This window comes from Paenibacillus sp. FSL H8-0260 (genome assembly GCF_045040625.1).
GTDB classification, from domain to species: domain Bacteria; phylum Bacillota; class Bacilli; order Paenibacillales; family Paenibacillaceae; genus Paenibacillus_AQ; species Paenibacillus_AQ odorifer.
Map to the genome: position 1 here is coordinate 1,250,623 of NZ_CP150298.1, position 24,351 is coordinate 1,274,973.

Here is a 24,351-nt window from a genome sequence, read left to right on the forward strand (position 1 = left end):
TTTTACATACTAAGGGATGCATCAATTACATCTAGGGGGTAATATGTTTATGCAAGTGAAGAAGTCTGTATTTATCAGTTCATTAGTAGTATGCAGCTTAGTGTTCGGGGTAGTTGGAGCAGGAGCAGCAAATGGTATCACAAAGATTCAAGCTGCTTTAAATTCAAATATCAAGTTTAAAGTTGATGGCAATTCATGGCAACCAAAAGATGGTAATGGAAAGAATCTCTCCGCGCTTGTCTATAACGGTACTACCTATCTACCATTACGTTCTACAGCAGAGGCTCTTGGTGTCAACTTGTCGTTGAACAGCGCAACACAAGTGATTTCACTGGATAGTGGTTCTGCAAACGGGATTCCTTATAATGATGCGACGACTTCAGTCGCAGCTCCGAGTACAAGCACATCATCGACTCCAGTCGCATCTCCAAGTACAAGCACATCATCGACTTCTAGTGATATCAAGGTACTTTCTGGAACTACATCACAAATGACTAGCAAATTAAAGGAACAAGCTGTGATTCTTCTTAAAATGTACGGAGATTCCCTATTAAGTGGAGATACTTCCAACTACGCCGCTTATTTATCGAAAAATGTATCTACTTCTCGTGAAAATTCGGGAACTTCTTTGGGGGATGACTACTTTATAGATAATTATTCTGATTTGGTAACAGGCACAAAGAAAGCGAATTCGGCATCAACTCTCAAGTCTTTTGCAAAGGCTTTACAGGATGTTAAACTTTCTGATATTGAGGTTGGGCTTATCAGTGATAAAAATGAGTACTTCCAACGTTTCAGCTTCTCTTTTCAGCCGAAAGACTTTAATGCTCTCAGTACTGTTAACGTCTATTTTTCATATGATGTAGAGACCTATAACAGTAGCACTTATATATTGTCCGAAGCCTACGTAGACTAGGAACTCGAACAAAAATATCTTTCAATCAAGCCTATTCCTCAGAATAGGCTTTTTATTTTGGCTTTAAAGTTGACTTCATTCTAATGAGTGCAATTGATCTCCAAGCTTTAATCTAAAATGTTAAAAAAACGGCCAATGAAGTGCCAGAGCAGCATAAGCTGCCTGATCTCATTGGCCGTATTGCAGAAACGGCTTCCACCTCTAAAAGTACGGTAATGCCGTTTCCTCTTGTTTAGTCCACAATTATCCCCGCAGAATTGCCTCAATTTGCTCTAGCTCTTCAGCGCTAAGCTCTGGGGCATTTAAGGAAGCGACGGCATCTTCAATCTGGCTTACCTTACTTGCGCCGATCAATGCAGAAGTTACTTTGTCTCCACGGAGTACCCAAGATAACGCTAGCTGAGACATTTTTTGTCCACGTGCAGCAGCAATCTCGTTCAGTTTGCGAACCTTGCCGATCGCCTCTTCGGTAATGGCATTCTCAGACAGGAATACACTTGGACCAGCGGCACGGGAATCAGGAGCGATTCCGTTTAGATAGCGATCGGTTAGTATGCCACCTTGTAGCGGGGAGAACACAATGGAGCCGATGCCTTCTTCAGACAATACATCCTGCAAGCCATCTTCAATCCAGCGGGACATCATGGAATAGTTTGGCTGATGAATCAGGCATGGCGTGCCTAGTCGACGCAGAATTTGTGCCGCTTCGCGTGTTTGTTCAGGTCCGTAATTCGAAATCCCGACATACAGCGCTTTACCTTGGCGTACCACGAGGTCCAGCGCAGCCATGGTTTCTTCCAGTGGTGTATTTGGATCTGGACGGTGGTGATAGAAAATATCAACATAATCCAGTCCCATACGTTTTAAGCTTTGATCTAGGCTGGAGACGAGATATTTTTTGGAGCCCCATTCACCATAAGGACCAGCCCACATATAATAACCAGCTTTAGTAGAGATAACCATCTCATCACGATAAGGGGTCAGATCCTTTTTAAGAATTTGGCCAAAACTTTCTTCGGCGGAGCCTGCGGGTGGACCGTAATTATTGGCAAGGTCAAAATGAGTGATTCCAAGATCAAAAGCTCTTCTTACCATGGCGCGGCCATTCTCAAATAAGTCGTTGCCGCCAAAGTTATGCCATAGACCAAGCGAGATCGCTGGCAGGAGTAGACCGCTCTTTCCGGTGCGATTATATTTCATATTGTCATATCTGGTAGCGCTTGCGTTATACATGATTTATTCCTCCTATAAACACTTATTACTTAGTACGTTACGTCCTTATTGTAGCGAAAGATCGCGGACAAACGTATGTCAGCAAGGAAGAAGTTTATAGTACAATGTCATTTTCGAGATGACGGCTACGGTATTCTTTTGGCGAACAACCTTTCACCTTCTTGAACATCCGCGAAAAGAGTAAGGGGTCCTGATAGCCCACAGAACGTGAGATTTCACCAATCGTGCATAAGGTCTCTGTCAGCAGCTCGCACGCCTTAGCGATGCGGAAATTTAATAAATACTGCTGTGGTGGCATACCTATTGTCCGTTTGAACAAGGAGGATAAATATTTGCGATCCAGCTTGAGCGAAGAGGACATCATCTCAACCGAAATATTTTCACAATAATGTGTATGCAAAAAGTGCAGGCATTGCTCGACGTAAATACTCTTTTGACGTGGTAAAGGAAGTACATCTGGAACTGCTGGCACCGCTCGAAGTAACAGAGAAAAGAACTCATACATAATTGCTTTTAGAGGTAGATCCAGACTGTCCGAAGCTTCAGCTGCTTGTGTCAGGAGCTCGTATAATTTCGGCATAAGCTGTTCATCCATTGGAAAGATCGGGTGCTCAGGTGACAAGGCGGTTTTGGCCAAAATATAATCAACCTGCTCCCCGGTAAAAGCTACCCAAGAATAGGTCCATGGATTTGCAGTGTCTGCTGTGTAGGCAGTTACGATATGCGGATAGGTGAGAAAAGCTTGTCCTGGCCTAAGATAATGGGTCTGTTCACCCACAGTAACTTCACCTGTTCCTGCATGGATAAAATGTATTTTATATACGTCACGGACCCCAGGTCCAAAAAAATGTCCGGGAAGACACTGCTCCCGCCCCCAGTAATGGAGATGCAGGTCGGGATTGCCTCGGAAGGGACGCTCAGAATTATAGTTAAATATCGCCATGGATGATTCCTTCTCTTTCTTCTATAGAGTTAATCAAGGTAGTTGTACCCGCTTACTTTTATTATACAGCATATTTTAGAAGGAATATTAACTCGGAATTGCAGACAATTCAAAGATCGTAGTTTATCCCTGTCCAGTTTGGTTAAGTAAGCTATGAAGCTGAACGTATGAGCTAACTACATCAATAGGAGGTAATGGAGATGAATAAGAGAATAGTGGGTGTCTTTGCTGCCGAATACGAAGCTTCGCGAGCTATTGAGGAGTTGAAGCGTCAGGGCTGTAGGACAGAGGATATTTCGATTATCGCGAGAAATAAAGCGGATGAGGAAACTCTTAGAGACGAGTCAGGAACCGTGGCCCCGGAAGGTATGGCTACAGGTGCAGCTACTGGTGGCCTGCTGGGTGGAGTAACGGGGCTGCTGATGGGAATTGGCGCTTTGGCTATTCCTGGTATTGGACCTATTATTGCAGCCGGCCCTCTTGCGGCAACACTAGCCGGAGCGGCGATAGGCGCAGGCAGTGGCGGGTTAGTCGGCGGACTTATTGGCCTTGGCATCCCTGAAGAGGAAGCAGAGAGCTACGATAATTACGTGGATGAAGGTCATATTCTAGTAATGGCGGATGTGGAAGGCGAGCAGAAGGAGCAAGAAGTGAAACAAATCTTCGCAAAGTATAACAGCCTGAACGCAGAACGCTTTGAGAAAGTTGCTAATATAGATCCATTAGCGAGTGAACGTATTGGAAATAAATAAGAAGCAATTAGCATTCAGTGTAAAAAAACAAAACAGGCTATCTCACTAGCAAAGGATACTGCTAGTGAGATAGCCTGTTTTTTGTGGTTTTATAGAGAGACAGCATTTTGCCTAACGGTTAGCGCAGCCGGTATTTCTTTTCCTGGCAGGAAATGAATGCTGCGGATATAGCGGATCGTCCCGCTCTGTGCCCGCATAATTACCGAATGTGTCTCCGCGCGTTCTTTACCGATGAAACGGACGCCGTTCAGGAACTCACCTGACGTTACACCCGTGGCGGCAAAGAGGACGTCGCCCGTGCCAACCATGTCTTCCATGTATAGCACTCGCGTTGGATTGGCAATTCCCATGCGTACACAGCGCTGTAGCTCTACTGGTCCATCCGGGAGCAATCTGCCCTGCATTTCACCACCAAGGCATTTCAGTGCAGCGGCAGCAAGAACACCTTCGGGTGCTCCGCCGGAACCCATATATAAATCGACATCGCTGTCTGGCAGTGCAGCCGCAATAGCGCCAGCGACATCTCCGTGACCAAGCAGCTTAATTCGTACCCCGGCTTCACGCAGGCTATTAATCAGCTGCTCATGCCGTTTGCGATCCAGCACCATTACGGTTAACTCGGAGAGGGATTTGCCAGTGTAATGGCAGGCTTTTTGCAGAGTGATCTCTACAGGGTCCTCGAGTCTAAGCTTACCGGCAAGTTCAGGCCCGCAGGCTAACTTTTCCATATAAATGTCCGGGGCATGCAGCAGGCTGCCTTTATCTGCTATAGCAATAACAGATTGCGCATTATGCAGGCCACAGGCAACAACCTCAGTTCCTTCGAGAGGATCGACGGCTACATCGACAGAGGGACCTTTTTGGTTCCCGACTTTCTCACCAATATAGAGCATTGGAGCATCATCCATCTCTCCTTCACCTATCACAACAGTGCCGTCGATGGACACAGAATCGAACATGGAACGGATCGCAGTCGTGGCTGCATCATCTGCCGCATTTTTATCACCCCGTCCAATCCAACGAGCCGAGGATAAAGCACCTAGTTCAGTTACCCGTACAATCTCAAGGGCCAGTTCGCGCTCCATTCTAATTCCCTCCAGTGCATTCTATATATTTTGTAAACTGAAATTTAGATATAACCCATAATAATACCAGCGGTTTCTTCTATAGCCTTGTCAGTAATATCAATTACAGGACAGCCCAGCTTGTTGAACAATGAAGCGGCGTATTCCATCTCTTCGGTGATCCGCTCCAGACTTGCATATTGGGAGCCTGTCGGTAATCCGAGAACCTTAAGCCGCTCAGAGCGGACCTTCAGCATGTACTCGGGTTTCATGGTTAATCCGATAAGCCGGTTCGGCGGCAAGCTTAATAGTTCTTGCGGAGGACCAATCTCCGGGATAATTGGATAGTTAACGACTTTTTTTCCTCTATGGGCCAAAAAGATGCTAAGCGGTGTCTTTGAAGTACGGGACATGCCCAGCAGAACGATATCGGCTTTGAGCATGGCACCCAGATCACGGCCGTCATCACAGGCGACGGTGAATTCTATAGCTTCTATGCGGCGGAAATAATTCTCGTCGAGCTGGTGGAGAAGACCTGGCCGCTGCTGAGGAGCATCGTCGAAGGTATCAATGAAGGCCTGCATCATAGGGCCCATGATATCAACGATCCGTAAATCAAGACGTACCGCTTCCTCGCGGATCATTTCTCTTAATTCTGGCTGAACTAATGTATAGGCGACAAAACCTTTATGCTGAGCTGCTTCTTCCATAAGGTTGCGTAGCTCGTCTTCATGCCTAATATTGCCGTATCTTTTAATGGTGACCTGCTGATTCTGAAATTGGTGAATAACGGCCTGCACGACAGCCTCTGCCGTATCTCCTATAGAATCCGAGCATATCGTTATTAAGTTGGAAGATTGCTCGATGCTCATGGGTTCCTCCTGTTATCCTTTGGCTTCAAGTTCGAGGAGAAGTTTGATGATGGAGGTTTTTGTTAAACGTCCTACCACATCCAGTTTTGTACCGCCGTCTTCAGCGGCGCTGGGAACAACCACCGGCAAACTGTCTACCTCGTGAAAAATCATCTTATGTGCAGCTTCAAGCACCGGCTCATCCGGTGAAGTTGTGACCACTTTGGGCTGGCGCGTCATAACCATGCTTACGGGCATGGAGACTGCACCGGGGTTACCCAAGGTTACCTTTAAGAAATCCTTACGTGAAGCAACGCCCGTGAGTTTACCCTCTTCGTCACAGATAATAAGAGTGCCTACATCCTGTAGAAAAAGCGTAACTACGGCATCTTGAATAGTTGTGGTCTCACGGATAACTATAGGTACACTTTGAATTTCTTTGACCATCGTTTCCTGCAGCAGATAACCGCTTCCCTGACGACTGGATGATTTCAATCCTGGGAAGTACCCGACCTTCGGCTTGGCGTCGATATATTTGAGCATAACCAAAACAGACAGATCCGAGCGAATTGTTGGCCGGGTAAGATTCAAACTTTCGGCAATCTGTTCGCCGGTAATCGGAGCTCTTTTGTTAACGATATCGATAATCTCTATTTGACGTGATGTCAGTTCGATCACAATTCCCTCCACTTCCGATAAAAAAGGCATTCCTCTTTAGAAAAGAAGCGCCGTTAAGCGAATCCTCCTTTCATATATGAGTCATATTTAGCTGTGTTTAATTTAACTTGTTTATATAATACGCAATAGTGGTCATAAATGCAATATATAGTACGTCATATATTTGATTTTTTTAACGCAACAGTGTTGATCTTCTTTTTTTGCAGTAATTGCTTTAGAGCATCAGCATTCACTAGGATTGTTCCGGCAATGATGGTGAACACTCCAAGAATTGTAATCCAAGATACGGACTCCTTGTAAAAGAAAAAGCCTACACCCACCGCAATCGGTGGAGAAATATAAAGCCAGGTAGAAGGAAACACTGGGTTGGTCTTAGCTACGAGCCAGTAGAACAAGGTATGGCCGACCATGGAGCCGATAACTGTGAGATAGAGCAGTGAACCTGCTGTTTCGAATGAGAAGAGAAATGCAGGATGTACTTTTTCCGTGGCAAAAGAAAGAATGAATAACAACGCACCGCCATACATCATTTGAGCCGCATTCAGCGCAATCGGTGAGACCTCAGGCATACTGTTAATTACTTTTTTGGAGTAAATCGCACCTACAGCATAGCAACACTCTCCAATTAGGACTACGGCGCAACCGATGAGCCACAGTGGTGAAATATCAACGGCGAGATTGGGGAGAACCAGCAGCAGTACGCCAGTGAAGCCGATGATGCAGCCATATAGGGAGATGGCGGGTGCTTTTTGCCGAAGAATAGAGGTTTGGAGCAGCAGGATCATGATCGGTCCAGTGGCAGAGAGTACAGCTGCAAGCCCTGAAGAAACATATTGTTCAGCCCAGTAGAGACCCGCGAAGGTGCCGAAGGTTAGAGCAGACCCGGTGAACAACATTTCTTTGCGCAACAGCAAGGAGAAGCTGGCTTTACGTTTCCAGACCATCCATAGGAATAGAACAGCGCCCGCGACAAAAAATCTTAAGCCCGCTGAAAAGAAAGGAGGCGCACCGGCATCTACGCCGATTTTGATAGCTAGAAAGGTCGTGCCGAAGATCAGACATACAAGTGCATAAGCAAATAAGATCATTTTGAAAGTCCCCTTTTGTGTGCTTTATAAAATATAAGAATTTATAAGCTGGCATTTTGTTAATCATATAGGGGAGAGGACAGAACAGATTGCCTTGTGTAGAACAGATTAATTCGGAAATCGTGTACAATATGATTACAAGGTTGTTCGGAGAGGAGTTGTAGCCAGATGAAAAAGGTTGTGGGAGCGGAGCATAATCATCCTTTGTTTCGGCAGGTCTATGAATTTTTATTAAATCGCATGGAGCGAGGGGAGTGGGTCGCACATGATAAGCTTCCTTCTATACGGCTGCTGGCGGAGGAGCTTAAGGTACATCGACTGACCGTATTCAAAGCGTACAGACGGTTGACGGAGGATGGAAAGGTTTATGTAAAAGATAAATCAGGATATTACGTGGCACCCATAATCTCGCTTCCTGCTATTGAAGTAGGAGCCGCAGTATCGGCTTATGCGCTCACTAACCCGCTGTCTGATATTCAGAGAGTGCCAGTTAAGTATCAGTTCTCGCAGGCGCTGATTGATCCGGGGCTGCTGCCGAATCTTTTTCTATCTGACTATGTTAAAAAAGTGTTCGATCTATATCCCAAGGTAATGGGAACGTATGCCTCGGTCCAGGGGGATAACGAGCTGCGTGAGACGTTAAGCCACCACTTTCGGAAGCAACATCGGCTGCAGTTAACTTCGGAAGAGCTGCTTATTACCTCGGGTGCGCAGCAGGCGATCAATCTGATTGCCCGGATTGTGCTTGGTCCTCTGGATACGGTGCTTGTGGAGCGGCCTACTTATAGTGTTGCTATGGATATTTTTCGCCGGGAGGGGGCACGGTTGGTTCCGGTAGAGATCACTCCGGAGGGATATGATCTGGAGGAAGTAGAAGCTTTGATGAAAAAGCATAAACCGCGTATGTTCTACATTAATCCAACGCATCACAATCCAACTGGATACACGGTGCCTGTGCAACAGCGCAAGCTGTTGGTAGAACTGGCCGAACGTTATCGCTGTTTACTGGTGGAGGATGACCCGTTCCGCGATATGTATTTTGATGAGGAGCCGCCGCCGCCCTTTTTTGCTTATGATACGGAGGGGTGGGTGATCTATATCAGCAGCTTCAGTAAATATGTAGCCCCTGGCTTACGAATCTGTGCGGTGGCTTGCCGATATCCATTTATGGAACGTCTAATCACGGCCAAATCACTCGCAGACAATGGCACTCCGCTGCTGAATCAAAAAATATTTCTACATTACTACACCTCCCCGCGCTTGCAACAGCATCTCGGTAAGCTGCGTATTGCGCTTCAAGTGCATAAGGAAATTGTAGAAGAGGAGCTGGCGGGGACTGGCTGGGAATGGACGACTCCGCAAGGCGGATTAAATCTATGGGTGAAACTACCGGAGCAGCTTACGATGGATCGCCTGTTTGCTTCAAGTATGGCGCAGTCGATCGCTTTTGTTCCTGGGGAGTTATTTGATCCACTGGGGGAAATGAAGTCAAGGCTTCGCCTAAGTTATTCCTTTGCAAGCGAAGGGGTGCTGCGCGAAGGAATACAGCGTTTGATTGGGATCGCACACAGTTTGTGAGTGGTACAGCAGGTATGGGGGATTAATGAAGAGGATATGAGGAGTTAAAGAAGATTAGGGTAATTAAAGAAGAGGATTAGAGGAATTGCTACCGGATAAACTTGTATCACTTATTTGGGAATTCCTGTAACACTTTCCACGTTTGCTCCGTCTGTAAGGTAAAGAAGGGGGTTATCAAAGTGCGAAAGATCAATTTCCGAAAGATCAATTTCCGAAGTCCAATGATGATATTTCTAGGTGTCCTATTAATATTTACGGCTTTGCTGACGGTACGGCCCTCGGTCACTTACGCATGTTCCTGTGTTATGCCTGCGGAGCCACTGGAAGCTCTTGAGAAAAGTACAGCTGTTTTTGTCGGGAAAGTAGTGGATATGAAGGAGCCGTCACAGGGGAACATAATTTCTTCTGCTGATCCAGTAAAGGTAACCTTTGAGGTGGATTCCAGCTGGAAAGGGGTCGAGGGTAATCAAGTTACATTAACTACGGCATTATCTTCTGCAAGCTGCGGCTTTGAATTTGTGGAAGGGGAAAGTTACATTGTCTATGCTTATGCTAGAGACGGCGGAGACTCTGGTAATCTGGAGGCTAGTTTATGCAGTCGAACTAAGCGGCTAACCGCTGACTCAGTGGATCTGAAAGAGCTGGGACCGGGTATTTCGCCTACAACGCCTACCGCTTCTCCGGAGGTAACCCCGAATAATTCACCGGAGTCAGAAGCTGGGAGTAATGAGCCTGATCAAACGGGGAACCCGGCTGGGGACAGTGATTCCTTTCCACTTGTTAATGTGGGGATTAGTGGAATAATTATCGTTCTAGCAGCTATAGCTGGGGCTGTTCTATACCGTCGTAGAAATGATGGAACGCGCAAAAAATGACTCTAACTGTAGAGTCACGTCATGTAATGTAATGGTGGGATCAAGTTAGGACGTAAGAGTATATAAGGGGTTGTGATAAAATAAGCGGTCGCTCGGGATAAACATCCGAGCGACCGCTTATTTGTTTGAGAAGACCTTGAGTAACTGGTGTTGGGCTGTGTTGGTGGACCAGTGGTGGAGTATGTTGGTGGGCGAAAAGGTACTGATGCTAATGCTGGTGTGTGCTGAAGGGCGGCGTAGGTCTAGAGTTGGTATGTGTGGAAGGGCGATGCAGGTCTAGTGCTGGTGCTGGTGCTGGTGCTGGTGCTGGTGCTGGTGCTCAAGTGTAGCTCGGAATCATCTAGAATCAATAATTAGGGAAATCCTCCCTGATTTTATCGTGTTTTACTCATTAATAGCGATAATTGGGGAATTCCTCCCTAAAATTCTGCGGAAATTGCCCTTTTTGCCTATAATCGGCTAATTATTAGGGAGAAATTCCGCAATAAGTTTAACGCGCGCCTATAAAGTTCGATTATTAGGGAGAAATTCCTTAAATATGATTTCAAAGTGGGCGGAACTTTGTGAAGCAAATTCTAGTTATTGTTGGGTGTTGTAAAGTGAAGCAAGATGAACTCTAGATATTGTAGGGTGTTGCAAAGGGAAGCAAGTTGAACTTTAGATTGTAAGGTAAAGTAAGGTGAATTCCGTGTAGCAAGGTTAATTTGGGTGATGTGATTAAGGTGAATTTAGTGAGTTAATGATGAATTTTTGCGATGTAAGTTGAAATCAGTTGAAGTGAGTTGTGAAGTTAGTTGAAGTTACTTGAAGCTAGTTGAAGTCAGATGAAATCAATTAAAGTTAGACGATGTCACTTGAGTTTAGATCGCAAGCCTACCTCACCCTCGTCACACCCACCCAAATAACCGGGCAAGCTGAGCGACAGCAAAGGTTACTCCGATGGCGATACCCAGCGGAATGACTGCTGAGAGAACGGCCCACTTCATGCTTTTTGTTTCCTTGTAAATGTTCACGAGTGTCGTACCACAAGGATAGTGGAGCAGGGAGAACAGCATCATGTTGAGTGCGGTCAGCCAGGTCCAGCCATGTGAGAGAAAGACATCTTTGATACTGCCTAAGCTGTCGATATCAACCATAGCGCCTGAGGACATATAGCCCATAAGCAGGATAGGCAATACGATTTCATTCGCAGGAAGTCCAAGAATAAAGGCCATGATGATAAAGCCATCCATGCCGAGCAAATGTGCGAACGGATCAAAGAATGCAGCCATATGATTCAGTACAGAATCGCCGCCAATAAACAGATTGCCTAGAATCCAAGTGATAATCCCGGCAGGGGCAGCAACGACGATAGCCCGGGTAAGTACGTTAAGGGACTTATCTTTGGAGGAAATAAGTATGGTCTTCCAGATTTGTGGACGGCGGTAGGGAGGAAGCTCCAGTGTGTAATGTGTGGGAACCCCACGCAGCGCAGTTTTGGACATGACCCAGGAAACGGTTAAGGTAACAATGATGCCGATTAGAACCATTCCCATTAGGACGGAGGCAGTGGTGAATGTACGAAGCGCGCCTGTCGTAGCGGCTCCTGCCATAAATAAGGAAGACAATAAAATCAGCGTGGGCCAGCGGCCGTTGCAAGGGACAAAATTGTTGGTCAGTATAGCCAGCATTCGTTCACGCGGCGATTCGATGATTCGTGTGGAGAGGATCGCAGCCGCGTTACAGCCGAAGCCCATGGACATGGTTAAAGCTTGCTTGCCATGACCACCTGATTTTTTGAACAGTCGGTCCATGTTAAAAGCTACGCGTGGCAGATACCCGAAATTCTCAAGCAGAGCGAATACGGGGAAAAAGATCATCATCGGTGGCAGCATGACACTGATTACCCATGAGGTGCCCCGATATAATCCAAGCACAAGCACGCCGTGCAGCCAAGCTGGGGCATGGAGAGCCTCAAATCCCGCTGTCAGATATCCTTCGATGAAGCCAAAGAAGGAAGCGAGCCAGCTAGAAGGGTAGTTAGCCCCGGCAATCGTAATCCAGAATACGACACCGAGAATGGCGAGCATGATGGGAAAACCCCAAATTTTGGAGGTCACGATATTATCCAGCTTATAAGTGCTGTTCAGTTTCTTCTTATCCCGATAAGTAACTGCATCTCCGCAGATGCCTGCGGATACGCCATATATACCACTGACAATCTCATCCCGAATGGCTCCGCCGTCAGCGAGCTTTTTTGCGGTGGACAATAGGGAATCTAGAGCGTCAGATCCCTTAGTGATAGGCAGTGACTCCATGGCCGATGACCTCCTTTGCTTCGGGTAAATCCTTGCTTTTCATATGCTCTTTAAGTGAAGTAAGCAGGCTGTCATCACCGTCCAATAAGCGCAGTGCAATCCAGCGAGCGGGATATTTGGTACCGATGGTTTGCTCTACCAATGGTGTAAGCTCGGCAATTCCCCGTTCGATCTCTTCGTTGTAACTAATCCGCAGCGGCTGCGCTGTGAATGAGCCTGTAGCCACTCGCTCCACTTGATCCAATAAGGCATCGATCCCTATTTTATTGCGTGCCGATATCGCAACGACGGGAACGCCGAGACGTTTGGAGATACTCTTCAGGTTGATGTCGATGCCCAGCTTACGTGCTTCATCAATGAGGTTGATGCAGACAACCGCCCGTCCGGTAATCTCCAGCACTTGCAAGGCAAGATTGAGATTACGTTCCAGCGAAGTAGCGTCAAGCACTACAAGTGTCACGTCTGGCTGTTCAAAAATAATATAATCTCTAGCCGCTTCTTCATCCGCGGAATTTGAGTATAGGGAGTACGTTCCTGGTAAATCTACCGCGAGGTATGAATGGTTATTGTGTTTGAATTCGCCTTCGGCAGTAATGACGGTTTTACCTGCCCAGTTTCCAGTATGCTGTCGCATGCCGGTTAGCAGGTTGAATAGTGTGCTTTTTCCGGTGTTAGGATTGCCTGCAAAAGCGACGGTGAACTGACTCATGCTTCTACACCTCCAATTAATTCTCCGAAGATTAAAGAACTTTCTTCTCTACGCAGTGCAATGGTCGTATTGCTTACCCGAAAAGCTATAGGATCTCCTAATGGACTACGCCGCAACACCTCTACGATATTCCCGACTACGAACCCGAGGTCCAGTAATCTTCTTCTAAGCACACCTTGAACTTCAATGTCGCTGATGCGCAGCGTGCTACCCTTTGCAGCCTCTGATAAAGGAATAGTTGTTCCAGTCATGAGATCCCTTCTTTCATTTATATTTTTACCGCCTATGGTTTTTATTTTGTGTATTAGAACATTTCTTGTAGTCTGGCACAACATTAGTATATGGCAACAACTTTGTCCCTGCAACAAGAATGTTTCCCTTAGGCAAAATAAAATTAAGCAAAAAAAGCCCCTGACGAAAGAGAGCTTGTACGCTCTTTTCCGCAGGGTTGAGCTTAATTCCTAATTCCTAATTAACATTAAAATTACGACCAGCTGCCAAAATCAAGTGTACCTCCGGTTTCGACCAAGGTTTTAATATTACTCAGAACCTGCCACCAGGCGTTGATACTGCCAGCATATGAAGGATCATCAGGATGCCATTCATCGTGGATAAGCGTAAGCTTAGTAGTTCCACCCACCGGTTCAAGCAGCCAAGATATACGCGATTCATATCTTTCTGTCCCCTTATGATAGGAGGGGCCGACCTTATGCGTGAAACGAAACGCTTTTTGTGGAGTGAACTCCAGCAGAGTCCCATATACATGTATCGTTTCATCGCCATCTGCACCGGGACCAACATATTCCAGCAATTCACCTTCTTTAAAGGTGGATTGGATTACGCTCCCGTAGTAAATCTGTTTAGTACCTTCGGGAGAGATCAAAGTCTCCCATACCTGCTCAGGTGTTCCGCCAATATAAAATTCATAGTGAAGTTCTTTCATTCCTTATTCCTCCTTGGTTTGTACAATCATTTATTCCCTTAGACTTATTTACACTATACAAAAGGATCACTGACAACTACGGTCAGTGATCCTAAAATAATCATTTTAAGTCTTATAATAAGCTGCCAGATCGGTAGCTATAGCGGACAGCTTTTGTTTCAGAGCTAAAGGCTCTAGGATTCGTAGTGTTGATCCATAAGGCAACAAGAAGTAAGGCGCATAAGTCAGTAAGGAGGTCTCATCGACTTGAAAACGGGCTTGTCCGTCAATGCGCTGCACCAGCGTATGTCCAAATAGCCAATGACTGCATAGATCGTTCAGGATTCCTTCATCGGCGGCGATGACTACTGCTATGAGTTTCTCTGGAGTATTTGGTGTTGGCAGCAAGCTTTTTAATAAAAAATCCCGTGCAGAGAATTCAGCAGGACGGGCAAACAGAGCTTCTGTGCGGTGCAGTTCAGTTATTCTATCGACTCGGAAAGACCGAATTTCTTGCCTCTGATGGCAATAAGCAACGGTGTACCATTGCCCTTTCCACAGGACAAGTCCATAAGGATCAATAGCGCGGGAAGAAATCGTCTCCCCGTTTCCCTTTCGATATTCCATCTGGAGGGTATGTCCGTTCGCCGTCGCTAATTCAAGCTCTTGCAGCAGGTGGGGAAGCGGCGCAGCAGGGGAGTGGATGGTTTCTATCCCGCTCTCATGACGCTCCATCTGTTCTAATTGCTGCGCATTGCTGTACCGTTTCAGTTTGGCGATTGCTTGATCTAGAGCTTCTACATAAGGATATCCAGTTCCCCGCGCAAAGGAGGCGGCTTGCAGGAGGGAACGTTGTTCGTCGGAGTCAAAGAATAACGGGGCCTCGGAAAAATGCTCCGGAAGGCTATAGCCACCACCAGGTCCACTATCCGCGATAATGGGTACGCCACTGATGCATAACGCGTCGATGTAACGATAGACAGATCGGACACTGATCTCTAGCGCTTCTGCTAGTTCCCCGGCGGTTCTTCCCCGTTGCTTGAGCATCCAGAGAATGGATAACATGTGATCAGCCTTGGACATAAATCAGGAACCTCCTTGCTTCATTAATTAGTAATAGTTTACTAACTATAGCAAATTGCCTATTGATCAGCTAGAGAACCTTTTGGTGCTGCCATAAGTTCCAAGCCGCGAAGTACATCCAGGGTTACGATTCTTTTCAACATGGTGTTACACCATTATTTTCTTGAGACTATGAATGTACCGTGATCTCGCGATAAGGAAATAGATAGTTTGCACAACCAGAAATACAGCAGATGTAGTAAGCACGGGCACAGTTACATTTGTGATATTAATCTGTTTCAGTATCGGGCGTATCACGACAAGGGTCTGAATGGTGGCAATAATAATCGGAATATAGAAAAGCACAGAAATCTGTTTGGTAGCAGAAGCTGACATTTCTTTAGTGCTTAAACCGATTTTGGACAAAGCATTATACATTTGCTTATCTGTGTTGAGCTCAGTATGAAGTTTAAAAAAGAGAAAGCTGGCCGATGAAAGCGAGAAGATCAGAGCGATAAAAATCCCTATAAAGCTAAGCATGGCGGCTCCTTGTTTGGTAGATAGATAGCTGTCTGCTCGCGATCCCAGTATAGAGCTGTATTGATGGTTAGCCTTGTTAGCGGCTTTATTCCATTGGATAAGGTCTCTGGTGACAACAGCTTCAGCTGAGCTGTCATTAGGTGTAGGACCGTCCCATGCAGGGATTTTGTATAGATATTTCACATAAGGTCTCGTGTACTTCTCTGTTGAATTAGAAATCTTATGATATAAGTTGTCATCTACGATTAGAAGTGAGGTGGCCATTGGATCTACTGGATGCACCTTTGGTGTTCGTAATTCTTTTAACATCAGTTCCTCATCTTTTTGAACCTTCAAATGAATCGCTCGATTAGCAGCATAATTCTGTGAATCCATATGTGGGTTCAGCAGTAATACAGCTTCTTTTTCAGACAAGGGTCCAACCTCGGATACATCCATCTGTAAGCCCAGTTGATTGAACTGTGAGCGGGAGATCAGATCAATTCCAAGTATTATTTCCTTATCGATTCCTTGAATGGAAGCAGAGATTAGATCTACTTTATTCTCTGTATACTCGACTTTAGCATTCTTTAATTTAGTGTGAATGGGCTCTAAATCTGGTGCTTCATCCTTCGGATCATAAATCGTATAACTCACAGCGAATGGGGATTTTTTATAGAGGTCTGAGTTCGCTTGATTAATCGATAAAAGAATTCCCGAAGCCATGCAGGCAAGCGAGGTAACCACAGTTACAAGGAACAGCATTCTTGCATTGTCTTTAATCTTATAACTCATCTCGGAAATCCACAGCAGATTGGTTCCGCGCCACAACTGTTTGCGTCTTAGTTTTAGTAGGCGAATGCCCAATACAGATAACTGAGAGTAGAAAAAGTAGGTTCCAGCGATACCTGTGACAGCGGCGACTAACAGTGAGGACGGGGACAATTGCTTCCGAATCGCGAGAGCGCCGACGGTCAACAGTAGAAGCCCAAAGAGCGAGAACAACAAGGAGACACGGGGTTCTTTTTTAGGTTTCACATTTCCCTTAAGCAGTTCAAGAACTTGATGTTTACGAATGAACAATAATGTGAAGATCGAAATGACCAGAAATAATGAAATGAAAGAGATAGAAGTAATCATTAACGCCTTCATTGGCCAATAAAAGGGTAGTGGCTCCATGCCCATAATTGTCGTGCTTAGCAGCAAGAATAACTTGGATAAAAGCATGCCGAAAGACACACCTGTTACTATAGAGAGCAGTCCGATCAGCATGTTTTCTATAAGAATCAGCTTGTTGATCTGGCCAGGGCGTGCGCCTAAAATCATCAGTATGCCGAACTCCAGATTACGCATTTTCAGAAACGCACTAATCGAATATAGTACGAAAAAGAACGCAAAGATAAACACAATGTAAGAAGCAATTTGCATGCCGGAGGCTGAATTCGCACCCAGCGCGATGTTCGTAATACTAGGGTGATAAATAAAGACTGAATAAGAGAAAAAGATCATGACCATAAAAGCACTGCTTAAGAAAAAAGCAAAATAAGCGCGCGAATTACGGCGTACATTATTAAACGCGAATTGAGGAAAGTTCATGACTATTCCCTCCCCAGAACGAAAGTGTATCGATAATCTTTTGGAAGAAGGCCTGACGGTTATCTCCCCGGTGAATTTCGGCTGCTAGTTTGCCGTCTTTTATAAAAACAATTCGGTTGCAGTAGCTCGCTGCCAGTGGATCATGTGTTACGAGCATTAGCGTGGTGCCTTCTTTGTGGTTAATATCCTCCAGCGATTCCATCACCATCCGCGAAGAATTGGAGTCAAGCGCACCCGTAGGTTCATCGGCCAAAATAATCGAAGGAGAGGTGATGATCGCCCGGGCAATTGCGGTCCGCTGACGTTGTCCCCCTGAAATTTCATAAGTGCGTTTGCTCAGAATATCGGTAATGTTTAAGCGTTCAGCGACTCTTTGAAGCAAGATTTCCATCTGTGAGAGCTTACGGTTATCCAAAGTCAGGGGCAGCACAATATTTTCGGCGACGGTTAACGTCTCAAGCAGGTTGAAGTCCTGAAACACAAAGCCTAGCTGTTTTCGGCGAAAGTGGGCGAGCTCTTTTTTATTCAAAAGATAAGGGTTGCTGCCATTGATATTCACTTCGCCAGAGGACGGCTGGTCGATTGTGGATACCATATTGAGCAGTGTTGTTTTACCGCTACCAGACGGTCCCATAATTCCGACAAATTCACCTTTTTCAATATTAAGATGAATATCGGTGAGGGCTTGGGTCACTATTTTGCCGGGGTATACCTTATGAAGTCCTTTGACTTCCAATACGTTCATATCATTCATTCCTTCCAATACAAAAATGATTTCATCCGCCTTATTCGGGGAACGGGTTATGTATATAATTTATAAGATCGAGAGATTAGCTGCTATGGATTTACCTTAAGGTTTCCTTACAGAGACGTTAAGGTTATGTTCGCCTTTCTCCTTGTGGAGAATGGGTTGAGAGATAAGTAGCCTATAAAGAAGAAGGAGGCTTCAAAGCCATGAATAATGACGATGAAGTCCCCTCAGTATTATTTCTGTAGATGATCACTGTTGCTAAAAATAAGCCGCACACGGGTCCCTTCCCCGAGCCGGGACTGAATATCCACCTTGTGTTCGAGCCGGTTGCAAATCTCCCGGACGAGATACAGCCCCATCCCTGTCGATTCATGATAATGTCGTCCGCGGTCACCCGTAAAGTAGGGATTAAAGACCCGCTTCAGATCCTCAGGAGAAATGCCGATCCCTTGATCGGTAATATCCAGAATCGTGTCGGTGCCCACACGCTGAGCTGAGAGGGTAACGGTCTTGCCAGTACCGGAGGTATAGTTTACGGCATTGGTTAAGATTTGGGCCAGCATAAACATTAACCATTTAGCATCGCTATATACCGCGAGATTGGCATCCATCTGTACATCTACTTTTATGCCTCGGCGTATGAATAATCTGCGATTTTCGGCTACCGCCTCACTAACAGTTTTGCGCAGAAATAACGGTTCAACTTGAAAATCATTTTCAAATTGGTCAAGTCTTGAAGTGTAGATAACCATCTCCAGCCCTCCGCGCAGACGTTCCAGTTCCTCCTGAATACTTGCGGCAGCCTCCTCTTCAAGATCCTTTAGCGTAAGCTGAATTACAGAGAGCGGGGTCTTCATTTGATGAACCCAGCGATTCATGAATACGATATGCTGATCCATCTGGCGCGCATGCGCATTCACTTGCTCCTGATACTGGCGGTCAATCAGCTGCAATAACTCATGGATAGCTTCTGAAAGAGGAGTGTCTCCTAAGGAAACAAGATGTTTTTGGAGCATGTCCATAGGTTCGCTTAATGCTGCATACAATCTCCGGTGCTGAACGTATCGGTAGCCTAAATATAGCAGTAGAACTACGGTACTCAAGGCGATTCCATAAAGCATGATAGAGATCGGTCTGTTCTCACCAGACAGCCAATACAGCAAAGGGATAAGCAGCATCTGAAGCAGATAGAATAGGATCAGAGAGATCTGGTCTCTCCAAAAAAGCCTCATGGCGTATCCTTAGAAACATTAAGCCGATAGCCAGCGCCTCTTACGGTTTCCACAATGTCGCCAAGACCGAGATCCTTGAGCTTTTTGCGGACACGGGTTATGTAGACATTTAATGTATTGTCATCTATGAAATGCTGATCCTTCCACATGAGATCGAGCAGACGCTCCCGGTTAACCACTCGTCCTTCCTTAAGCAGTAAAGCTTCCAGTAGAACCGCTTCCTTTTGGGTTAGCTCACTCGTGTGACCGTCGTATTGGATCATATATCGTTCAGGATAGAGGATTAAACCTCCAGATTGGAGTTTATGCTCTTCTTGAGTCTGTGAGTATGAACCGTATGCTCTACGTATGTGGCTGCGGATTTTGGCAAGTACAACCTCATAGTGAAAAGGCTTAGTAATATAATCGTCCCCGCCATTCTCAAGCGCCATCACCTGATCCATTCCACTATCCCGTGCAGAAATGAACAGAATCGGGCAGAGTGAGAGGGAACGAATCTGGCGGCACCAGTAGAACCCATCGTATTTAGGCAGATTGACATCCAGTAAGATAAGGTCAGCCGAGCTTTCATTAAAAGTCTCCAGCACCCTGTTGAAATCCTCTACAATAATTGTACGGAACCCATATTTCGATAGGTACGTGCTCAGCAAGCTTGCCAGCTTGGCATCGTCCTCTATGATTAGAATCGTCTCCATAATTTCACTCCTTTGTTCAGTTATACAGTAACATGGACAAGGAAAATTATGCAAAAAGAGTACTAATGGTCACTCAGAATTAGAATCTAGCTAGATTTATCGAAGGGAAATTTAGCTGATCTAAGTCGAGCTGATCTAGCTGTAGCTGACCTAGCTCTAGCTGATCTAGCTTTAGCTGACCTAGCTCTAGCTGATCTAGCTCTAGCTGATCTAGCTCTAGCTGACCTAGCTCTAGCTGACCTAGCTCTAGCTGACTTAGCCTAGCTGGCATAGCTCTATCTGATCTACCGCTAATCGATCCAAATCTAACTGATCTAAAATCTAACTCATTTAGATCTAAGCAATCCAGATTTAGCTCAAGCAGCTTATTCAGACTTAATTGCACTTTGTACACTTATTTCTGCGTAGATAGACCCTAGAAGCCGTTTAGTTGCACTTCGTGCAGCTAAAAAGGGTGAATTCGGTGCAATTAAAGGAAAACCGGAAATTTAACTGCACGAAATACAACTAAACTAACTTTTGAATGAGCATTCTGAGGAATAGTTGCACTAAATGCAGTTAACGGATGCGTGGAGCTCATAATTATCGCTTGAAAAAGCTTGATCAGTGACTATTTCCTCCCGAAGAAGACTCCCACTACAAAGCTTTCTCTAAATGCACTTTGTACACTTATTTCTGCGTAGATAGTCCATAGAAGCTATTTAATTGCACTCTGTGCAACTAAAAAGGGTGAAACTAGTGGAATTAAAGAAAAACCAGAAATTTAACTGCACGAAATGCAACTAACTATCTTTTTAAGTAACTTTCTGAGGAATAGTTGCACTAAATGCAGTTAACGGATGCGTGGAGCTCATAATTATCGCTTGAAAAAGCTTGATCAGTGACTATTTCCTCCGGAAGAAGATCGCCCACTCCAAAACTTTCTCTAATTGCACTTTGTACACTTATTCCTGCGTAGTTGGTCATTAGAAGCCATTTAATTGCACTTCGTGCAACTAAAAAGGGTGAATCTAGTGGAATTAAAGGAAAACCAGAAATTTAACTGCACGAAATACAACTAACTATCTTTTGAAGGAGCATTCTGAGGAATAGTTGCACTAAATGCAGTTAACGTATGCGTGGAACTCATAATTTTCACTCAAGAAATGTTTGTTTTGTGAACGTACGGATCATATTCGGTAGTATAAAATAATAATAACTAATTATGATATATGCTTCATTTTTACATCTCCCTTAATATGAAATTAAAGAAAGGGGCGTGGAAAATGAACATTAATTTTAGAAGCTACCGTTCTGAAGATCTGCTGAAGGTACGTCATTTTCTTATACAAAGTTATAGTAAGCTAAAGACTCCAAATACCTGGCTTATAGACCGCTGGGAATTTGTTGTTTTTTTTCAGGAGACGAGAAGTGGAACGCTGGAGCAGTGGGAACAAAAAGTGGGCTTATGGGAGTATGAGAATGGAGAGCTTGCAGCTGTAGTGTGCAGGGACGATGGGTTCTATTTTCAGTGTGCTGAGATGAATCCTCCGGAAAAATTACTTGAAGAAATGTTCGCTTTTGCTGAACAAAAAGCTGAGGAAGAGAACGGTGATTACGTAGAGCTGTATGTGCCAATACCGGAGAATATGACTTCTGCGGCGGAGGTTGCTCGTAAGAGGGGGTATCATCAAACGGGTGGTAAGGAAAGCGTAAACTCCTTGCGATTGGATAAGGAATTCCCTGTGGAGCTCCCCTCTGGCTTTAGAATATGCAGCGGAGATGAGATCGAGGTTACTGCAAAAGCGCTTGGACATATTATGGCCTTCGACTATGCAGAAACGGCGGAGGCAGAGCTCACGCTGCTGCATTATGGGAATATGAGTAACGCTCCAAGCTATAATCCGCAGCTCGATCTTAGCGTTGTGAATGACGCGGGCGAAGTGGTTTCCTTTTGTAATATTTTTTGGGACAGCAGCAATAGAATTGGTGCTCTGGAGCCTGTAGGCACATCCATTAATTATCGAAAGCTGGGACTGGGACGGGCGGTTCTACACGAAGGATTTAACCGTTTAAAACAACTCGGAGCTAGTAAAGTTTACGTAGGTTCTATGCAGCCTTTCTATGAGAAATTGGGCTTTATTACAGAAGTTTGGTTACAGGTGTGGGAATATTCAGGTCACACAGATTAAGTTGCACCGGCTGCCCCCGACATTGGATCTGTCAGCAGTACCTAAACTGGCAACGTACTATGAAAAATCCCCTTGATGGGTAAGTCATCAAGGGGATTTTTGGGTTTGAGCTCGGCAATCATATGCTGCACAGTAATCTCATACGTCGCACAGCAATCATACCGCCAGAGCAATTATGCGCTGCAAACTGCCTCAGATTGCACTTTGTACAATAGAATCATATATTCTTAGTAGCCGAAGCCGAAGCCGAAGCCGAAGCCGAAGCCGAAGCCGAAGCCGAAGCCGAAGCCGAAGCCGAAGCCGAAGCCGAAGCCGAGCAGTAGCGTGGCTGAGCCAAGCCAAATCACGAAGCTCAGCACTCGCAACTAGCCGTCTGGCCAAGAGATTTTATTGATATTTGACTACAATCGCATTGCTGATCTGACGCCCAGGGGACGTAAGATATTTGCCGTTGTAGTAGAGCCCGCTGGATGCACCACCATCCAGATTCATGGCTTGATACGCTCCAGCTTGCTTCATCATTTCTGCCAGCTGTGGGATGGTGGCTCCACCAGTGGTCAGCAGAATGAGCTTATGGTCGCGTGTTAATCCGAGCGCGCTGCGTGCTCCGCCGCCGGTTAAAATTTTTGGATCTTTGAAGCCTTCTGTCGCGACATTTAGGGATACCTTGCCGTTCACAAGAAGACGCGGGCCGGCTTGAAGAGCTCCTTCCATAGAACCGGAAGCGAAGCGGCTTGTGAATTCCAGCCCAGGAATCAGTGACGCCAGATGGTTGCTGTCATAGGTAAAAATCGTCCGGCGATCCCCGGAGCTATTTTTAAGCATTTTCCCGCCGCTGACAATGTACCCGTATGGAGCTTTGTATGCTCCTTTTGTATAGGCATCAAAAAATGTTCCGTTAATCGCAACTACGGCATTATTACGCTTAGCCAGACTGCTTAGGTCCTCTACTTTTCCGACCGTATTTCCAGCCAGTACGACATCAAGTTTCACCTTAGGATGCAGCAGGGACACTGTAACCGTCTGAGCTTTGAAGGATCTGCCGCCAACTTTGAAGGTTTTACTAGCGCTGACAACTGGAGAAGAATCCGCTTTGATTAGTGCGCCGGACTGTACAGGAACAGTGGTTGCAATATCATTACTCTTAAGGGTTAATGAAGAGGCTTCCTTATCCCAGGTTAATTGAATGCCAAGCGTTGTGCTGATAAAAGACAACGGGATATATACCGTGCCATTATCACTGAAAGCAAGATCAGTTAGTGTAACCGACTTTTCATTGACGAGCGCAGCGGTTTGACCTAATGTAAGCGTTATGGTGGTGTCTGCATTCGTAATGCTTATACGTTTTTCGTTAGGATTCCATACAGACTGTATACCAGTGAAGCTATTTAAGAGACGCAGTGGTATGTATGAATGGTTATTCTTGTCCACATAGACGGTGTTTTTAGGAACTGGTGTTGCACCAACAGTGGATGGGCAAGTGGCGACAAGTGGAACGAGCAGTAAGAAGGTAAGAAACAGAGTGGACCCTAGCTTTTTCATCATAAACAATTACTCCTTATCTTGTAGCTGTTGTAAAAAACGACAAGGTTTATTATACCTCATGTTCAAAAACTTGGATAACCTTTATTTTTAAATGTTCATAGGGTGAATCTGATAGAATATAGATTATATTATTTATATTAGCACTGAAATTGCACTGAGATTAGCACTATAACTAGCACTATAACTAGCACAATAACCACCACAATAACCAGCATCACAATTGCCACTAGACTCAATAGCTAAAAGGAGATTTTTATGACTACGATAGGTTTAATTCGCCATGGAAGTACCGCGTGGAATAAAGAAAGCAGAGTGCAAGGGCATACGGATAATTCATTGGATGCTGAAGGCCTGCAACAGGCACAACTACTGGCTGAACGTCTTAGCACAGAACAATGGGATTACATATATTCAAGTGATTTACTCAGAGCGCGGCAAACGGCAGAGGTTATTGCAGAAAGATTAGGCCTTGAGATCACGGGTTTAGCGCCGGGCATTCGAGAGATGTATGCGGGACTTATTGAAGGAACTACGCAGCAAGAGCGGATTGAACGATGGGGAACCGATTGGAAGACGTTAGATTTGGGTTTGGAAACTCCAGAAGCCAGCGAGCTCAGAGGCAGCGAAGTGATTGAAGAAATTGCGGCGAGACATCCAGGCAGCCATATTCTGATCGTTAGCCATGGTGTAATTTTACGCAGTAGCCTTAGAAGACTACTTCCAGAACTGGACGGCACAGTATTATTGAACAATACGTCAATTACGCGAATAACAAAATCCGAATCGGATGGCTCCTGGAACTGCGAGTTATATAATTGTGCGCGGCATTTGGAGAAAGAGTAAGTGTTCAGATAATGTTCAGAGCTTTTTTATA

At 45.3% G+C, this 24,351-nt stretch carries 24 protein-coding genes; 6 read left to right on the forward strand and 18 right to left on the reverse strand.

The window, feature by feature from the left end:
• Nucleotides 1-49 precede the first annotated feature (49 nt).
• Nucleotides 50-916 carry a stalk domain-containing protein gene (locus MHI51_RS05340; RefSeq protein WP_076220905.1) on the forward strand — a complete coding sequence of 289 codons (867 nt, stop codon included), beginning with the start codon at nucleotides 50-52 and terminating at the stop codon, nucleotides 914-916.
• 243 nt (nucleotides 917-1,159) lie between these two features.
• Here the strand turns inward: MHI51_RS05340 and MHI51_RS05345 are convergent, their stop codons facing one another.
• Nucleotides 1,160-2,149 (reverse strand): aldo/keto reductase, encoded by a 990-nt coding sequence (locus tag MHI51_RS05345; protein ID WP_282579691.1) that lies wholly within the window; start codon nucleotides 2,147-2,149, stop codon nucleotides 1,160-1,162.
• 94 nt (nucleotides 2,150-2,243) lie between these two features.
• Nucleotides 2,244-3,092: an AraC family transcriptional regulator gene (locus tag MHI51_RS05350; RefSeq protein WP_076220789.1), complete on the reverse strand. Its 849-nt coding sequence runs from the start codon at nucleotides 3,090-3,092 to the stop codon at nucleotides 2,244-2,246.
• 200 nt (nucleotides 3,093-3,292) lie between these two features.
• Here MHI51_RS05350 and MHI51_RS05355 point away from each other — a divergent pair, with 200 nt between their 5' ends.
• Nucleotides 3,293-3,844 carry a general stress protein gene (locus tag MHI51_RS05355; protein WP_076220788.1) on the forward strand — a complete coding sequence of 184 codons (552 nt, stop codon included), beginning with the start codon at nucleotides 3,293-3,295 and terminating at the stop codon, nucleotides 3,842-3,844.
• An 89-nt stretch (nucleotides 3,845-3,933) separates the two neighbouring features.
• Here MHI51_RS05355 and glpX read toward each other — a convergent pair whose 3' ends face one another.
• The 4 genes from glpX to MHI51_RS05375 all read right to left on the reverse strand — a co-directional run bounded on the left by glpX (nucleotide 3,934) and on the right by MHI51_RS05375 (nucleotide 7,525).
• The gene (glpX, locus tag MHI51_RS05360) at nucleotides 3,934-4,929 is read right to left on the reverse strand and encodes a class II fructose-bisphosphatase (protein WP_076278048.1); all 996 of its coding nucleotides are present in this window, start codon (nucleotides 4,927-4,929) and stop codon (nucleotides 3,934-3,936) included.
• Between the two features lie 44 nt (nucleotides 4,930-4,973).
• On the reverse strand, nucleotides 4,974-5,780 hold the full coding sequence (locus MHI51_RS05365) for a pyruvate, water dikinase regulatory protein (protein ID WP_405173649.1): 807 nt from the start codon (nucleotides 5,778-5,780) through the stop codon (nucleotides 4,974-4,976).
• Nucleotides 5,781-5,792: 12 nt separating this feature from the next.
• The gene (locus MHI51_RS05370) at nucleotides 5,793-6,467 is read right to left on the reverse strand and encodes a helix-turn-helix transcriptional regulator (protein ID WP_051490920.1); all 675 of its coding nucleotides are present in this window, start codon (nucleotides 6,465-6,467) and stop codon (nucleotides 5,793-5,795) included.
• Nucleotides 6,468-6,592: 125 nt separating this feature from the next.
• Nucleotides 6,593-7,525 carry a DMT family transporter gene (locus MHI51_RS05375; RefSeq protein ID WP_076130627.1) on the reverse strand — a complete coding sequence of 311 codons (933 nt, stop codon included), beginning with the start codon at nucleotides 7,523-7,525 and terminating at the stop codon, nucleotides 6,593-6,595.
• A gap of 168 nt (nucleotides 7,526-7,693) precedes the next feature.
• On the opposite strand from MHI51_RS05375, the gene MHI51_RS05380 reads away from it, so the two are divergent.
• The gene (locus tag MHI51_RS05380) at nucleotides 7,694-9,103 is read left to right on the forward strand and encodes a PLP-dependent aminotransferase family protein (RefSeq protein ID WP_076220446.1); all 1,410 of its coding nucleotides are present in this window, start codon (nucleotides 7,694-7,696) and stop codon (nucleotides 9,101-9,103) included.
• A gap of 179 nt (nucleotides 9,104-9,282) precedes the next feature.
• Complete coding sequence (locus tag MHI51_RS05385) at nucleotides 9,283-9,978, forward strand: hypothetical protein (RefSeq protein ID WP_076220491.1); 696 nt, start codon at nucleotides 9,283-9,285, stop codon at nucleotides 9,976-9,978.
• Nucleotides 9,979-10,865: 887 nt separating this feature from the next.
• Here the strand turns inward: MHI51_RS05385 and MHI51_RS05390 are convergent.
• The 10 genes from MHI51_RS05390 to MHI51_RS05435 form a co-directional block, all read right to left on the reverse strand.
• Nucleotides 10,866-12,275, reverse strand: a complete 1,410-nt coding sequence (locus MHI51_RS05390) for a nucleoside recognition domain-containing protein (RefSeq protein WP_076220490.1) — start codon at nucleotides 12,273-12,275, stop codon at nucleotides 10,866-10,868.
• Nucleotides 12,253-12,984: a FeoB small GTPase domain-containing protein gene (locus tag MHI51_RS05395; RefSeq protein ID WP_076130631.1), complete on the reverse strand. Its 732-nt coding sequence runs from the start codon at nucleotides 12,982-12,984 to the stop codon at nucleotides 12,253-12,255. The genes MHI51_RS05390 and MHI51_RS05395 overlap by 23 nt, the downstream gene beginning before the upstream one ends.
• Complete coding sequence (locus tag MHI51_RS05400) at nucleotides 12,981-13,235, reverse strand: FeoA family protein (RefSeq protein WP_036679839.1); 255 nt, start codon at nucleotides 13,233-13,235, stop codon at nucleotides 12,981-12,983. Before MHI51_RS05400 ends, MHI51_RS05395 begins: the two co-directional genes overlap by 4 nt.
• Before the next feature lie 233 nt (nucleotides 13,236-13,468).
• Nucleotides 13,469-13,927, reverse strand: a complete 459-nt coding sequence (locus tag MHI51_RS05405; protein ID WP_342410466.1) for an SRPBCC domain-containing protein — start codon at nucleotides 13,925-13,927, stop codon at nucleotides 13,469-13,471.
• Between the two features lie 105 nt (nucleotides 13,928-14,032).
• A complete protein-coding gene (locus MHI51_RS05410; protein ID WP_342410467.1) occupies nucleotides 14,033-14,989 on the reverse strand; it encodes a YafY family protein in 957 nt (318 codons plus the stop codon).
• Between the two features lie 147 nt (nucleotides 14,990-15,136).
• Nucleotides 15,137-17,083 (reverse strand): ABC transporter permease, encoded by a 1,947-nt coding sequence (locus tag MHI51_RS05415; protein ID WP_339246670.1) that lies wholly within the window; start codon nucleotides 17,081-17,083, stop codon nucleotides 15,137-15,139.
• Entirely contained in the window at nucleotides 17,058-17,828 is a 771-nt protein-coding gene (locus MHI51_RS05420) for an ABC transporter ATP-binding protein (RefSeq protein ID WP_036679832.1), read from the reverse strand. Before MHI51_RS05420 ends, MHI51_RS05415 begins: the two co-directional genes overlap by 26 nt.
• Before the next feature lie 239 nt (nucleotides 17,829-18,067).
• The gene (locus MHI51_RS05425; protein ID WP_405173650.1) at nucleotides 18,068-19,066 is read right to left on the reverse strand and encodes a sensor histidine kinase; all 999 of its coding nucleotides are present in this window, start codon (nucleotides 19,064-19,066) and stop codon (nucleotides 18,068-18,070) included.
• Complete coding sequence (locus tag MHI51_RS05430) at nucleotides 19,063-19,761, reverse strand: response regulator transcription factor (RefSeq protein ID WP_076278054.1); 699 nt, start codon at nucleotides 19,759-19,761, stop codon at nucleotides 19,063-19,065. The genes MHI51_RS05425 and MHI51_RS05430 overlap by 4 nt, the downstream gene beginning before the upstream one ends.
• Before the next feature lie 79 nt (nucleotides 19,762-19,840).
• Complete coding sequence (locus MHI51_RS05435) at nucleotides 19,841-20,155, reverse strand: hypothetical protein (RefSeq protein WP_144024701.1); 315 nt, start codon at nucleotides 20,153-20,155, stop codon at nucleotides 19,841-19,843.
• A gap of 871 nt (nucleotides 20,156-21,026) precedes the next feature.
• Here MHI51_RS05435 and MHI51_RS05440 point away from each other — a divergent pair.
• Nucleotides 21,027-21,932: a GNAT family N-acetyltransferase gene (locus tag MHI51_RS05440; RefSeq protein ID WP_405173651.1), complete on the forward strand. Its 906-nt coding sequence runs from the start codon at nucleotides 21,027-21,029 to the stop codon at nucleotides 21,930-21,932.
• 227 nt (nucleotides 21,933-22,159) lie between these two features.
• Here MHI51_RS05440 and MHI51_RS05445 read toward each other — a convergent pair whose 3' ends face one another.
• On the reverse strand, nucleotides 22,160-22,291 hold the full coding sequence (locus tag MHI51_RS05445) for a hypothetical protein (protein WP_405173652.1): 132 nt from the start codon (nucleotides 22,289-22,291) through the stop codon (nucleotides 22,160-22,162).
• Between the two features lie 28 nt (nucleotides 22,292-22,319).
• Nucleotides 22,320-23,474 (reverse strand): phosphodiester glycosidase family protein, encoded by a 1,155-nt coding sequence (locus MHI51_RS05450; protein ID WP_076278164.1) that lies wholly within the window; start codon nucleotides 23,472-23,474, stop codon nucleotides 22,320-22,322.
• 258 nt (nucleotides 23,475-23,732) lie between these two features.
• On the opposite strand from MHI51_RS05450, the gene MHI51_RS05455 reads away from it, so the two are divergent.
• Nucleotides 23,733-24,320: a histidine phosphatase family protein gene (locus MHI51_RS05455; RefSeq protein WP_405173653.1), complete on the forward strand. Its 588-nt coding sequence runs from the start codon at nucleotides 23,733-23,735 to the stop codon at nucleotides 24,318-24,320.
• Nucleotides 24,321-24,351 lie beyond the last annotated feature (31 nt).

Coding starts and splice junctions, on each gene's coding strand:
- MHI51_RS05355 (WP_076220788.1), top strand. CDS start 3,293: ATGAATAAGAGAATAGTGGGTGTCTTTGCTGCCGAATACGAAGCTTCG.
- MHI51_RS05370 (WP_051490920.1), bottom strand. CDS start 6,467: ATGCCTTTTTTATCGGAAGTGGAGGGAATTGTGATCGAACTGACATCA.
- MHI51_RS05425 (WP_405173650.1), bottom strand. CDS start 19,066: ATGAGGCTTTTTTGGAGAGACCAGATCTCTCTGATCCTATTCTATCTG.
- MHI51_RS05415 (WP_339246670.1), bottom strand. CDS start 17,083: ATGAACTTTCCTCAATTCGCGTTTAATAATGTACGCCGTAATTCGCGC.
- MHI51_RS05340 (WP_076220905.1), top strand. CDS start 50: ATGCAAGTGAAGAAGTCTGTATTTATCAGTTCATTAGTAGTATGCAGC.
- MHI51_RS05450 (WP_076278164.1), bottom strand. CDS start 23,474: ATGAAAAAGCTAGGGTCCACTCTGTTTCTTACCTTCTTACTGCTCGTT.
- MHI51_RS05420 (WP_036679832.1), bottom strand. CDS start 17,828: ATGAACGTATTGGAAGTCAAAGGACTTCATAAGGTATACCCCGGCAAA.
- MHI51_RS05430 (WP_076278054.1), bottom strand. CDS start 19,761: ATGGAGACGATTCTAATCATAGAGGACGATGCCAAGCTGGCAAGCTTG.
- MHI51_RS05375 (WP_076130627.1), bottom strand. CDS start 7,525: ATGATCTTATTTGCTTATGCACTTGTATGTCTGATCTTCGGCACGACC.
- MHI51_RS05405 (WP_342410466.1), bottom strand. CDS start 13,927: ATGAAAGAACTTCACTATGAATTTTATATTGGCGGAACACCTGAGCAG.
- MHI51_RS05345 (WP_282579691.1), bottom strand. CDS start 2,149: ATGTATAACGCAAGCGCTACCAGATATGACAATATGAAATATAATCGC.
- MHI51_RS05440 (WP_405173651.1), top strand. CDS start 21,027: ATGAACATTAATTTTAGAAGCTACCGTTCTGAAGATCTGCTGAAGGTA.
- MHI51_RS05365 (WP_405173649.1), bottom strand. CDS start 5,780: ATGAGCATCGAGCAATCTTCCAACTTAATAACGATATGCTCGGATTCT.
- glpX (WP_076278048.1), bottom strand. CDS start 4,929: ATGGAGCGCGAACTGGCCCTTGAGATTGTACGGGTAACTGAACTAGGT.
- MHI51_RS05380 (WP_076220446.1), top strand. CDS start 7,694: ATGAAAAAGGTTGTGGGAGCGGAGCATAATCATCCTTTGTTTCGGCAG.
- MHI51_RS05410 (WP_342410467.1), bottom strand. CDS start 14,989: ATGTCCAAGGCTGATCACATGTTATCCATTCTCTGGATGCTCAAGCAA.
- MHI51_RS05390 (WP_076220490.1), bottom strand. CDS start 12,275: ATGGAGTCACTGCCTATCACTAAGGGATCTGACGCTCTAGATTCCCTA.
- MHI51_RS05395 (WP_076130631.1), bottom strand. CDS start 12,984: ATGAGTCAGTTCACCGTCGCTTTTGCAGGCAATCCTAACACCGGAAAA.
- MHI51_RS05350 (WP_076220789.1), bottom strand. CDS start 3,092: ATGGCGATATTTAACTATAATTCTGAGCGTCCCTTCCGAGGCAATCCC.
- MHI51_RS05400 (WP_036679839.1), bottom strand. CDS start 13,235: ATGACTGGAACAACTATTCCTTTATCAGAGGCTGCAAAGGGTAGCACG.
- MHI51_RS05455 (WP_405173653.1), top strand. CDS start 23,733: ATGACTACGATAGGTTTAATTCGCCATGGAAGTACCGCGTGGAATAAA.